Genomic DNA, 11,911 nt, shown 5'->3' on the forward strand with positions numbered 1-11,911 from the left:
CCTGCGGAGCACTCTGGGCAGCAGGCGCCTGGTACGGAGCACTCTGGGCAGCCGGAGCCTGGGGAGCACTCTGAGCGGCCGGAGCCTGGTACGGAGCACTCTGGGCAGCCGGAGCCTGGGGAGCACTCTGAGCGGCCGGAGCCTGGTACGGAGCACTCTGGGCAGCCGGAGCCTGGGGAGCACTCTGAGCGGCCGGAGCCTGGTACGGAGCACTCTGGCCGGCGGGCGCCTGGTCGGGAGCACTCAGGGTGGTGGGAGCCTGGGAAGGAGCACTCTGGGCTGGGGCGTTGTGGGCGAACGCGGGTGTAGCGGAACCGGCGGCGATCAAAGACCCGGCAACGATGGCGGCAGCCTTCAGAGACTTCATCGTGTTCCTTTCGTCGGCAACGTAAGTCGCCGGAGGGGATTCTGTCGCCGTGCCTAACGAGCCCTGACCGGGGCGGAAACCGGAAATGCCCAAGATTGCCAATACCTCATATGAGAGGGGCGGGAAGAACAACATTTGTGACGCCCCCCGTTGTGTTCTTCGCGGACCTACAAGAGGACCGCCGTCCTCCGGTCCCGGCATGACTGTTCCCCCGGAGCCCTGCCCCTCACGGTCGCCAGGACGCCGCGGTGATCGCGGACGCCGCCCGCACCATGCCGCACACCCTGCGCTCGCTGGAACCGACCGACGAGATCACCGCCGAACTGACCGTGCTGGTGGGCTTCGACCAGGACCTGGCGGCCGAGGCCACCCGTACCTCCAACCGGATACGCGGCCTGCTCACCCGGTTCCACCCCGGCCGGGAACGCGTCCTCGGGCCGCGCCTGGACCACAGCGCCGTGACCTGGCTGCTGGAACGCTCCGGATCTCCGGCCGCCCTGCGCAAAGCCGGACGCCACAAGCTGGTTGAGGCGATCCGGCCCAAGGAGGCCCCGCGCATGGCCCAGCGGCTGATCGACGACGTCTTCGACGCGCTCGACGAACAGACCGTCATCGTTCCCGGGACCGGCACCCTCGACGCCGCGATCCCGTCCCTGGCCCGCTCGCCGCCGTCCACGAACAGCGACGAGCTCTGGAATCCCAGATCAAGGCCTTGCCGGAGGAACACCCCCCTTTCCCCGGTCCTGGCCTCGATACCGGGGGCACGGTCAGGACCGCCGCCACCCTGCTGGTGACCGTCGGCGACGGCACCACCTTCCCCACCGCCGCCCACCTCGCCTCCTACGACATGCTGTTCGCGATGCTCCGCGACGGCACCGTCTACGAACCCAGAACCCCACGCCTCCCTTGACGCACGACGCTCACGGGGCCAGCACCAGCACCGGTGTCAGCGACGTGATGGCGGGGAGCGTGACGGTCGGCTCGAGAGGCACCGACGTCGACAGCGAGGTGCTGGTCAGCGACGACACAGTGGGTGGGGTCGTCTCCGGCAGGTCACCGTCGAGCAGTTCGTCGAGGAGGTCTTCCACCTCGGCCAGCAGGTCGTCGACCAGCGAAAGCACGTCGTCGAGGTCATCCGAGATCGAGTCCAGGAGGTCGTCGATGGCGTCCTCCACGTCGTCCAGCTCGTCATTCAGCGCGTCGTCCAGCTCGTCGTCCAGCTCGTCGTCCGCGAGGTCAGCGGCGCGCCGCTCGAGCACCCTTTGCTCGGCGCCCGTCGCCGGAGCCTTGTCGGCCGCCTTGTCCAGGGCGCGCTTCGCTGCGGCTCCCAGTTTCCTGGTCTCGGCGGCGGGCAGTTGGCCGTTGTCCGCCTTGGCCACGGCCTTCAGCAGGTCGGCGACCGGAGCAAGCTCGCCCCTGTTGTAGGTCCTTACCTGTGCGATCAGCACTTCCGCACCGCGGAGTCGCGCCTCGGGCGCCAGCACATAGCTGTGCTCGCGGGTCGAGTCGGCCGCCATGGCGGCGGGGCCGGTGATCCCGACCAGGAGGGCGGCGCACAGTGCGCTGGTCGCGATACGCCGTGCGGGCAGAGCACGCATGGGAGTTCCTTTCGAGGGGCGTTGGATCTTGAGCCCATCCTCAAAGCGTCCGTGACTCCCCGCAACCGTTCATACGCTTTTCGTGATCTCGCGCGCATCCGGTTGCCGCACCTGCCTGCTCAGACGGTACGTCAGGTCGATGGGCGCGCCACACGCCGAGGCTTGCGCCGCCCACGGAGAGAAACCGGGAAGGTGACTGGTTTCACAATTCCGACACGCTTGTCAGATTTCATCGCATTTCAGCGCTTCTGTCCCGTTGATGACTAGAGTTGCGACCCGCGACGCACTCCTCAGCGCGGACACTTCGCACCCCGTGCCGCTGCTGCCAACGCCACCTGTTGCGAAAGGGCAACGACGGTCATGCGCCATTCCCTGGGTCCGCTGGTCCGCTGTAAGACCGTCGGCGTCCTCGCCCTTGCCCTTGCGGCGATGTGGGCACCCGGCGGCTCCCCGGCCGCAGCGCCCGCACCGGAGGCGGACAGCCTCACATTCGCCCAGCGGTACCGCGCGCACCAACACGGCGGCATCGTGCGCGCGGCCAACTCCTCCATCAGCTGCGTGCAGACCACGGCACCTTCGTGCCCGGACGTGCGGGCAGGCGGGCGCGGGGTGAACGGCGACTTCGACATGTTCTACATCGACGTCGACCACGACCCGAACACCTACAACTCCTCCCGCGCGGAGGTCCGCCTGCCCACCGGCTCCCGAGTGTCGTACGCGCGCCTGTACTGGGGCGGCAACCTGCACGTGGGCGAACAGAAGCCGCCGGAGGACAACGAGAAGGTGCTGATCTCCGAACCCGGCGGGGAGTACAAGACTCTCCTCGCGGACACGGTCGTCGGACACCGCGTGGCAGACGGTGTGGACGCCTTCCAGGCGTCGGCGGACCTCACGCAGCTGGTCCGGGAGGGCGGGTCGGGCCTGTACACCGTGGCGCAGGTCAACGTGGCCATGGGCAAATCGGCGGCCGGGGCATGGGGCGGCTGGACGCTGGTGGTGGCGTACGAGAACTCCACGGAGCCGCTGCGGCACCTCGCGCTCTGGGACGGCTTCACCTCGCTGAAGTCCGGCTCGGGACAAGAGATCCGGCTGCAGGACGTGGGCTTTGCCGCGGGCGCGGGGGGCCGGGCGGGCCTGGTGGCGTACAACGGCGACCGCGGCACCACGGGCGACTCGCTCACCCTGACGACCGGGTCCGCCTCCACCGCCCTCAGCGACTCCGCCAACCCCCAGGACGACATCCTGAACTCCACCATCAGCGGAGCGGCTGGGGCGCGTGTGCCTGAATACGCCAACACCCTCGGCTACGACTCGGACGTGTTCGATCTCGGAAGTGGCCTGCAGAACGCCGGTGACCAGTTGACCTTCCGGCTCCGTTCCGAGCAGGACTCGGCGTGGGCCGGTGTGCTCTTCGCCGCCGTCGACGCCCAGCGGTGAGCCCGTTGCCGCACGCCCCGAGCGCTTTCGTGAGCGAGGAAACCGCGTATATGCACCTGTCACCCACCGGTCCTCGGCCGCGGGTCCTTCACCTCACCCAACCGGTGGACGGCGGGGTCGCACGCGTCGTGACGGACCTGGTCCGGGCACAGCTGGCGTACGGCCTGGACGTCACCGTGGCCTGCCCCGACAGCGCACTCACCGCGCAACTGCGGGCGCTCGGCGCGAAGGTACGGCACTGGCCCGCGACGCGGTCGCCGGGTCCGTCGCTCGTGCGGGAAGTACGGCACCTGGCACGGATGATCGACGAGGTACGCCCCGATCTGGTGCACGCGCACAGCGCGAAGGCCGGGCTCGCCGGGCGGCTCGCGGTGCGCGGGCGGATTCCGACGGTCTTCCAGCCGCACGCCTGGTCGTTCGAGGCGGTCGACGGGGGCACCGCGGCCCTGGCGCTCAAGTGGGAGCGATGGGGGGCGCGTTGGGCCGCGCGGGTGGTGTGTGTGAGCGAGGCGGAGCGCGCGACCGGCGTGCGCGCCAGGATCACCGGCCGATGGACCGTCGTACCCAACGGCATCGATCCCGAGCGCTTCCACCCTGCCGCCGCCGACTCCGTGCGGGCCGGGCTCGCACCGCTCGCCGACATCCACCCGGCAGCGCCGCTCGCGGTCTGTGTGGGGCGGCTGTGCCGGCAGAAGGGGCAGGACGTCCTGCTACGAGCGTGGGACGCCGTCGTCCACAAGGTGCCCGACGCCCGCCTCGTCCTGGTCGGCGACGGTCCGGACCACGACCGGCTTCGCGAAGGCGCCCCGGAGTCCGTGCTGTTCACGGGAGCCGTCACCGACGCCTCCCCCTGGTACCAGGCCGCCGATCTCGTCGTCCTGCCCTCCCGCTGGGAGGGCATGGCGCTGGCCCCGTTGGAGGCGATGGCCTGCGGGCGGCCCGTGGTGGTCACCGACGTCGACGGCGCCCGCGAGAGCCTGCCGCCCTCCTTCGCCGCCCGGTGCCTGGTCCCGCCAGAGCAACCGGCGGTGCTGGCCGAGTCCGTCACCGAGCTGCTGCTCGACCCGCTCCTGCGCGAGTCGCTCGGCCACCGTGGCCGCCGGCACGTGCTGTCCACCCACGACGTGCGGCACACCGCCGAGGCGGTCACGGACATCTACCGCGACCTGCTCGGCACATGGCCCGCCACCGAAAGAACGCGCCCGTCCCGAGCGGGCATGGGGGTCCCCCCGCTCGCGCGAAGCGGAGCGGGGGGGAGCACCAAGGCCCGCAGCGCTGAGCACAGTCAGCCGCTCGACACAGGCTCTGGCGCCGAGGCGAACCAGACAACACAGCGCGTCGAGCCCCCCGAGCACAGGGAGTCGATCCACTCGTGACCGCCGAACATACCGTCCCCTCCCCCGGCGTACAGCCAAGGGACCACGGATTCTCAGCAGTCTCGGTCATGCCGCCGCGCGGCACCGCCACCAGTTCCCGGTTCCCCGCCCCGCGGCGTCCGGCCCGGTCGGCTTCACCGGTCCCGCTGCTCGTCGCGGACGGCGTCGCCGCCCTGTTGGGCACGCTTGCGCTCACCGAGGCCCAGCGCCAGCCGCTGCTCGTCACCCTGCTGATCGTCGCATCGCTGCTGCCGCGCCCGCACGACGGCCGGCCACCGGTGCCGGGGCTGCTGGAGGAACTGCCCGCCCTGTGCGGCCGCATCACGGTGGCCTGGCTGGCGCTCTCGGCACTCTTGGCGGCGTACCGGCCGGATCACGCGCTGTCCGTCGGCACCGTGCTGACGGGCCTCGCCCTGCAGGGGGCGGCGGTCTGTGTGCTCCGCGGAGCCGTGCACGGGCGGCGGCGCGCCGCACTGCTGCGCCACCCGCACACCGCGCTCGTCGTCGGCCCGGTGGCGACCGCGCAGCGCGTGGCCACCGCCGTGCTGCGCCATCCGCAGTGCGGCGTGCGGCCGGTGGGGATCGTCGCCGAGCAGCAGGACGGCTCCGAGGGCCTGCCGGTGCTGACGAGCAGCGAGGAGGTCGAGCGTGCGGTCATCCAGAACGGGGTGCGGGCTGTGCTGGCCGTTCACCCCTCCGTACGCGCCGAACAGGGGCCGCTGCTGCGGGCGCTGGCCGAATCGGGTTGCGAGGTCTGGGAGGTCGACGCCGACTCCCCGTCGTACATGACGAAGGAGCGGCTGGCCGGGTTCTCCTGCCGGCGTCTGGCCATGTCCCCGGCGCACCGCGGCAGCGCGGGCAAGCGAACGCTCGACATTCTTGTGTCGGGGACGCTGTTGCTGCTGGTCAGCCCTCTGCTCCTGGCGTGCGCGCTGGCGCTGCGGATCAGCGACGGGCCGGGCGTGGTGTTCCGGCAGGAGCGCATCGGCAAGAACGGAAAGCCGTTCACGCTGCTGAAGTTCCGTACTCACCGCCCGGTCGACGCGCACGAGTCGGCGACCCGGTGGAGCGTGGCGAACGAGAACGAGATGCGCTGGTTCTGCCGTATGTTGCGGCGCACCTCGCTCGACGAGTTGCTCCAGCTGTGGAACGTGCTTCGGGGCGACATGAGCCTGATCGGGCCGCGGCCCGAACGCCCCTACTTCGTCGGGCAGTTCAGCCAGACCTACCCCGGTTACGCGGCCCGCCACCGCATGCGGACCGGCATCACCGGCCTCGCCCAGATCCAGGGGCTGCGCGGCGACACCTCGATCGAGGACCGCTGCCGGTTCGACAACGCCTACATCGACGACTGGTCGCTGTGGCAGGACATCTGCATCCTGCTGCGCACCGCGGGCAGCCTGGTGCGTCCGACGGGGAGCTGAGAGACGTGAGCCACGCCCTGCCATCGCTCCCGCGCCGGGCCGCCGCGCTGACGCCGGTCCTGCCCGTGGTGGCCGTGCCCGCCCTGCTGGCCCTGCCGTTGACGCCGGACGGCGCGGGGCCCGCCGATGTGGTCTCAGGGCTGGCGGTGGTGTACTGCGCGATCCGTCTGCTGCGCGAACGGCGGCGCCCGCTGTCGCCCGCCGCGGCCGTCGTGCTGGCCCTGCCGGTCGTGGGGCTCGCGCTCGCCGCCGTGGGGGCGTCCTCGCCGGAGGCCGGGCTCACCGGCCTGGGCCGCTATCTGCAGATCTTCGTGCTCGTCCCGGCGGCCGTGCTGCTGTTGATCCGCGACCGGGCCGACTTTCGGCTGCTGGCCTGGTCGTTCGTAGGGCTCGCTCTGTGCCAGGGGGCCGTCGGCGTTCACCAGTACGTCACCCGGACCGGCGCCTCCTACCAGGGCGAGTACATCCGGGCGGTCGGCACCTTCGGGCCGCATGACGTGATGGGCATGGCGACGGTGGTCTCTCTCGGCCTGGTGTGCGCGGTCGGAATGGCGCTGGGCCCGGCGTCCGTACGGCAGCGGGCAACCGCCGCCGGGTGCGCTCTGGCACTGCTGCCGCCGCTCGCGCTGTCCTTCAGCCGGGGCGCCTGGATCGCGACCGCCCTGACGTGCGCCGTGCAGCTGGGGCTGACCGGGCTGCGGCGAGCGCTCAAGGTGGCGGCGGCCGCGGCCGCCGCGGGCGTGATCCTGGTGGGCGGGTTCGGCGTCGGCACGGCGATGCTGCAGCAGCGGATCGGCAGCATCGCGCAGGTCACCGACACCCCCGACCAGTCCGTCGTCGACCGGTACACCCTGTGGGCGTCCGCCACCGGCATCTGGCGCCAACATCCGCTGACCGGCGTCGGGTTGAAGAGCTTTCCCGAGTACCGGGACGGGCACGCCACCCTGGCGCTGTCGTCGGCCAGTGACATCAACGGCGCGGGAGTGACGTACGAGAGGCAGCCGCTGTTGTCACCGCACAACATGTACCTGCTGGTGCTGAGCGAGCAGGGTCTGATCGGGCTGCTCGCGCTCGCCGGGAGCTGGCTGGCGCTCCTGGTGTGCGGGCTGCGGAGGCTGCTGCGCGACCGGGGCCCGGGACTCGACTGCGCGCTCGTCGCCTGCGGGCTGCTGGTCTGGCTGCTGACCGACTTCGTGTACGGAGACATCGGCGGCCCCTCGACCGTGCTGACCGCCGTGGCTCTGGGGCTCGCGGCGTGGTGGGCGCTGGCCCGTGACGAGCGGGTGGACGTGCCGCAGGGCGGGGTGCGGGAGCGCGTCGAGGAGGCCCTGGCGCGATGACGGTGGTGCCTTCGCAACCCCCCCGATCCGAAACAGACAGCGCGGTGACCGTACCCGCGGCGCGTGCCGCCACCATGGCCGGGGACAGGGCCGACCCGACCTCGGCCTCCGGGGGGTTCCTCGCCAAAGCCGCGCTCGTCACGGCGTCGCTGTCCATCGCCGGCTCACTGCTCGGCCTGGTGCGCGATCAGGCGCTGGCTCAGCTGTTCGGCGCCGGGAGCGACACGGACGCCTTCCTGGTCGCGTGGACCGTGCCGGAGTTCGCCGCCACGCTGCTCATCGAGGACGGGCTGGCGATCGTGCTGATCCCGGCGTTCAGCATGGCGCTGGCCCGCCGCGCCCGGGGCGCCCCGGGCGACCCGGTCCGCGCCCTGGTCGTCGCCACCCTGCCCCGCCTGTGCCTCGCCTTGGCCGCGGTGGCCGCGCTGGTCGTCGGCACGGCTCCCTACCTGGTCCAGGCCCTCGCGCCCGGCCTGCCCGATCCCCGCCTCGCCGCCGACTGCACTCGGATCACGGCGATCTGCGTGCTGACCTTCGGGCTCGCCGGGTACTGCAGCGCCGCCCTGCGGGCCCACCGCCGCTTCCTCGCGCCCGCGGCGATCTACGTCGCCTACAACACCGGCATCGTCGCCGCGATGTTCCTGCTCGGCGAACGCTGGGGCGTGCGCTCCGCTGCGGTCGGGGTCGCGGCGGGCGGCTGCCTGATGGTGGCGGTGCAACTGCCGTCGCTGTGGCGTCAACTGGTGTCGCGTACGCCGACCCTCGGCAGGCCCGGGGCCGTCGCCGCGGAGCGGCCGATGCAACTCGCCCTGGTCGCCGCCGTACTCCTCTTCGCCCTGTGCCGCCAGTCGCAGGTCCTCGTCGAACGCTTCCTCGCCTCCACCCTGCCCTCCGGGGCCATCTCTCACCTGAACTACGCGCAGAAGGTCGCCCAGATCCCGATGACGCTGTCGCTGATGGTGTGCACCGTCACCTTCCCGGTGGTGGCGCGGGCACTCGCGGACGGCGACACCGAACGGGCGCGCCGCCGCGTGGAGCGGGATCTGGCGCTGGCCTCCTGTCTGCTGCTGCTGGGCATGTGCGCGGTGATCGCCTGTGCCCCGCAGATGATCGAGCTGCTCTTCCAGCGGGGCGAGTTCACCGCCGGCGATACCGAGGCGACGGCGGACGTCATGCGCGTGTACGCCCTCGGGCTGCTGAGCCAAACCCTGGTGGGCACCCTGGTCCGCTCGTACTTCTCCGCGGGCCGGCCCACCTGGTATCCCGTCGGCGCGATGACCGCCGGCATCGCCGTGACGTCCGCGATCGGCGCCGCAACCGTGCACGCCTGGGGCGTGGCGGGGATCGCCGCCGCCAACGCCTTCGGCATCACCGTCACGGCCGCCCTGCTGCTCGTCGGCCTGCGAACGGCGCGGAAGAACAGCCCCTGCGGCGTCTCGATCCGCATCCGGCAGGTACTGGCCGAGCTGAGCAGGCTTGTGTGCGCCGCGGTCGTCGCCACCGTCGCCGGGGCGTTCGTCACCGGCCTGACCGAGTCCCCGGTGGCGGGTCTCGCGGCCGGCTGCCTGACCGTGACCGCCGTCTTCGTCCCGCTCACCTGGGCCCTGGGCGCCCAGGGCTTCGCATCCGCACCGCGCTCTGTACGCGCCCTCACCCGAAAGCTCACACATGGCCGCCTCCGTTGATTCCACCGACACCGACAGACTGCCCGCCCCGCGCCCGAGCCCTGCCCCATGGGTGGCGATGTACCACTCGGTGGGCGACTGCTCGAACGACCCGTACCGCATCACGGTCACGCCCGAGCGGCTCGACCGGCAGCTGGCCTGGCTGCGTCGGCGCGGGCTGCGGGGCGTGTCCGTGGCCGAGCTGCTCGCCGCTCGCGCCCGGGGCCAGGGGCGGGGCCTGGTCGGGCTCACCTTCGACGACGGGTACGCCGACTTCGTCACCCACGCCCTGCCACTCCTGCGCCGTTGGGACTGCCGGGCCACTCTCTTCGTACTGCCCGCACGACTCGGCCGCGACAACGCCTGGGACCCGCTCGGCCCGCGCAAGCCGCTGCTGACCGCTGACGGCATCCGGCGCGCGGCCGCCGAGGGCGTGGAGATCGGCTCGCACGGGCTGAGCCACATCGACCTCACCCGGGCGGACGCCCTCACCCTCAAGGCCGAGGTCGCCGAGAGCCGCACCTTGCTCACGGAGTTGACCGGCACCCGGGTCGACGGCTTCTGCTACCCGTACGGCACGGTCGACGTCGGCGCCGTCGAGGCCGTACGGGAAGCGGGATACGCCTATGCCTGCGCCATCGACCCCGGCCCGCTGACCGGGCCACACGCCCTGCCGCGCGTGCACGTCGGCCAGAACGACACGGCCTGGCGCCTGCACCTCAAGCACCGTCTGCACCGGCTGCGCCGGCGCGCGGTGGAGGGGCTGTGAGATGAAGGCTCTGCACATCATCACCGGCCTCGGCGTCGGCGGGGCCGAGCAGCAACTGCGCCTGCTGCTGCGCCACCTGCCCGTCGACTGCGACGTCGTGACACTCACCAACCCCGGTGCGGTCGCCGAGGGCCTCGCCGCCGACGGCGTCCGCGTCGTACATCTCGGCATGAGCGGCAACCGCGACCTGGCCGCGCTCCCGCGCCTGGTTCGGTTGATCCGCGCCGGCAGCTACGACCTGGTGCACACACACTTGTACCGGGCCTGCGTCTACGGCCGGCCCGCCGCACGCATCGCCGGGGTCCGCGCTGTCGTCGCCACCGAACACTCCCTGGGCGACTCCCAGATGGAGGGCCGCAGGCTGACGGCAGGGGTGCGCGCGCTGTACCTCGCCAGCGAGCGCCTCGGTTCGGCGACGGTCGCCGTCTCCTCAGCAGTGGCCGACCGCCTCAAGCACTGGGGCGTGCCCGCGCCCCGCATCGAGGTCGTCCCTAACGGCATCGACCTGGACCGCTTCCGCTTCGACCAGGAGCGGCGCGAGCGCACCCGCCGACGCCTCGGCCTGCCGAAGGGCGCGTGCGTCATCGGGGGCGTCGGCCGACTCGCCCCGGGCAAGCGGTTCGACGTCCTCGTCCACGCGCTCACCCGGCTCCCGGACGACCACTGGCTGCTGCTGGTGGGCGGCGGCCCCGAGGAGCACGTACTGCGCCGCACGGCCCACGAGGCCGGCGTGGCCGACCGCGTCCTGTTCACCGGCGAACGTCCCTACATCCCCGACGGCTCCCCCGGCCCCGACCTGCCCTCGCTCACCTCGGCGATGGACCTCCTCGCGTCGCCGTCCGCGGAGGAGGCCTTCGGCCTGGCGGTCGTGGAGGCGCTGGCGTCCGGCCTGCCCGTGCTCTACGCCTCCTGCCCGGCGATCGAGGACCTGCCGCCGTCGGTCGCCGCCGGCGCCCGACGCGTGCGCGGCGGGCCCGAGGCGTACGCCCGCGCGATCGCCGAGGTCCGCGCGGCGGGCCCCCGGCCGCGCACGGCCCCGGAAATCGCCCACCGCTACAGCATCACCCGCAGCGCAGCCCGCCTCATGGACGTGTATGCGGCAGCGGTCTCCAGTTCGTCGTCGTCCCTCTCACCTCTGGGAGCCAGCCCGTCATGACCGACACTCCGCCCCGTCCGCACAGCCTGCTCCTGGCCCGTGTCAGGAGGCTGCCGTCCTGGTCCCTGCTCGCGGCCGGGACCCTCGTCGGGGGCCTGCTGGGCGGCGCGTACGGCAAGCTCACACCCCCTACGTACACGGCCACCAGCTACGTCATCGCCGTACCGACCGAGAAGTCCAACCCGGACTCCGCCCTCGGTTTCGCGCAGGCATACGGCCGAGTCGCCACACAGCTCGCGGTGCTCGGGGACGCGCAGGTGTGGGCGGGCGTGCCGGTGCAGACACTGCAGCACAGCGTGCGCACGGCGACCTCGCCGGACGCGCCGATGGTCGCCGTCTCGGCCACCTCCTCGCGCCCCGGCCTCGCCATCGACATGGCCAACGCGGTCTCCCGCGCGCTGACCCGGCACGCGGACGACACCAGCGGCAGCACCCAGGTCCGACTCGTGCAGTTCTCGCGGGCGGTGAAGCCGACCGAGCCGACGTCCGCGTCGCCGGCGGTGACCGCTCTGGTGGGCGCGAGCGCGGGCGGGCTGCTGGGCGGCCTGGCCCTCCTGGCGCGGCCGAGGAAGACCGGCCAGGACGACGACCCCCTTCCCGGCCCCTCGGTGCCCGGCCCAGCCGCCGCCACCGATATGCGCGGACAGCGGTGACGACGGTGGACCCGACCGAACGCGTCACCGGCGAACGCACCCTCGCCGAGCCGGCCCCGGACGGGGAACGGCTGTACGGGCGGTGCCCGACGGTGGCGGCGGATCCTGAGGCGGGTCGGCCGCCACC

Annotated in this window: 9 protein-coding genes and 1 pseudogene; 9 read left to right on the forward strand and 1 reads right to left on the reverse strand. The window is 72.4% G+C overall.

The features are described from left to right. Window positions 1-603: 603 nt before the first annotated feature. Window positions 604-1,277, forward strand: a pseudogene (locus ACX28W_RS09455) (IS110 family transposase); the annotation flags it as partial. A 10-nt stretch (window positions 1,278-1,287) separates the two neighbouring features. Here ACX28W_RS09455 and ACX28W_RS09460 read toward each other — a convergent pair. After that, a complete protein-coding gene (locus tag ACX28W_RS09460; RefSeq protein ID WP_458998318.1) occupies window positions 1,288-1,965 on the reverse strand; it encodes a hypothetical protein in 678 nt (225 codons plus the stop codon). Between the two features lie 360 nt (window positions 1,966-2,325). On the opposite strand from ACX28W_RS09460, the gene ACX28W_RS09465 reads away from it, so the two are divergent. From ACX28W_RS09465 to ACX28W_RS09500, 8 genes are read left to right on the forward strand one after another with little or no spacing between them, the layout of a single operon-like run. Next, the gene (locus ACX28W_RS09465) at window positions 2,326-3,402 is read left to right on the forward strand and encodes a DUF3344 domain-containing protein (RefSeq protein WP_458998319.1); all 1,077 of its coding nucleotides are present in this window, start codon (window positions 2,326-2,328) and stop codon (window positions 3,400-3,402) included. 50 nt (window positions 3,403-3,452) lie between these two features. After that, entirely contained in the window at window positions 3,453-4,778 is a 1,326-nt protein-coding gene (locus ACX28W_RS09470) for a glycosyltransferase family 4 protein (protein WP_458998320.1), read from the forward strand. Continuing rightward, the gene (locus tag ACX28W_RS09475; RefSeq protein ID WP_458998321.1) at window positions 4,775-6,202 is read left to right on the forward strand and encodes an exopolysaccharide biosynthesis polyprenyl glycosylphosphotransferase; all 1,428 of its coding nucleotides are present in this window, start codon (window positions 4,775-4,777) and stop codon (window positions 6,200-6,202) included. Before ACX28W_RS09470 ends, ACX28W_RS09475 begins: the two co-directional genes overlap by 4 nt. A gap of 5 nt (window positions 6,203-6,207) precedes the next feature. Then, window positions 6,208-7,542 carry an O-antigen ligase family protein gene (locus ACX28W_RS09480; RefSeq protein WP_458998322.1) on the forward strand — a complete coding sequence of 445 codons (1,335 nt, stop codon included), beginning with the start codon at window positions 6,208-6,210 and terminating at the stop codon, window positions 7,540-7,542. Continuing rightward, window positions 7,539-9,227: a murein biosynthesis integral membrane protein MurJ gene (gene murJ / locus ACX28W_RS09485; protein WP_458998323.1), complete on the forward strand. Its 1,689-nt coding sequence runs from the start codon at window positions 7,539-7,541 to the stop codon at window positions 9,225-9,227. Before ACX28W_RS09480 ends, murJ begins: the two co-directional genes overlap by 4 nt. Continuing rightward, window positions 9,211-9,975, forward strand: coding sequence for a polysaccharide deacetylase family protein (locus tag ACX28W_RS09490; RefSeq protein WP_458998324.1), 765 nt, complete (start codon window positions 9,211-9,213; stop codon window positions 9,973-9,975). The genes murJ and ACX28W_RS09490 overlap by 17 nt, the downstream gene beginning before the upstream one ends. A 1-nt stretch (window position 9,976) precedes the next feature. Further along, complete coding sequence (locus ACX28W_RS09495) at window positions 9,977-11,131, forward strand: glycosyltransferase (RefSeq protein WP_458998325.1); 1,155 nt, start codon at window positions 9,977-9,979, stop codon at window positions 11,129-11,131. Continuing rightward, complete coding sequence (locus tag ACX28W_RS09500) at window positions 11,128-11,784, forward strand: YveK family protein (protein ID WP_458998326.1); 657 nt, start codon at window positions 11,128-11,130, stop codon at window positions 11,782-11,784. The genes ACX28W_RS09495 and ACX28W_RS09500 overlap by 4 nt, the downstream gene beginning before the upstream one ends. Window positions 11,785-11,911: the final 127 nt, after the last annotated feature.

The sequence above is a fragment of the Streptomyces sp. SD15 genome (assembly GCF_054462255.1).

Coding starts and splice junctions, on each gene's coding strand:
- ACX28W_RS09500 (WP_458998326.1), top strand. CDS start 11,128: ATGACCGACACTCCGCCCCGTCCGCACAGCCTGCTCCTGGCCCGTGTC.
- ACX28W_RS09490 (WP_458998324.1), top strand. CDS start 9,211: ATGGCCGCCTCCGTTGATTCCACCGACACCGACAGACTGCCCGCCCCG.
- ACX28W_RS09470 (WP_458998320.1), top strand. CDS start 3,453: ATGCACCTGTCACCCACCGGTCCTCGGCCGCGGGTCCTTCACCTCACC.
- ACX28W_RS09495 (WP_458998325.1), top strand. CDS start 9,977: ATGAAGGCTCTGCACATCATCACCGGCCTCGGCGTCGGCGGGGCCGAG.
- ACX28W_RS09465 (WP_458998319.1), top strand. CDS start 2,326: ATGCGCCATTCCCTGGGTCCGCTGGTCCGCTGTAAGACCGTCGGCGTC.
- murJ (WP_458998323.1), top strand. CDS start 7,539: ATGACGGTGGTGCCTTCGCAACCCCCCCGATCCGAAACAGACAGCGCG.
- ACX28W_RS09460 (WP_458998318.1), bottom strand. CDS start 1,965: ATGCGTGCTCTGCCCGCACGGCGTATCGCGACCAGCGCACTGTGCGCC.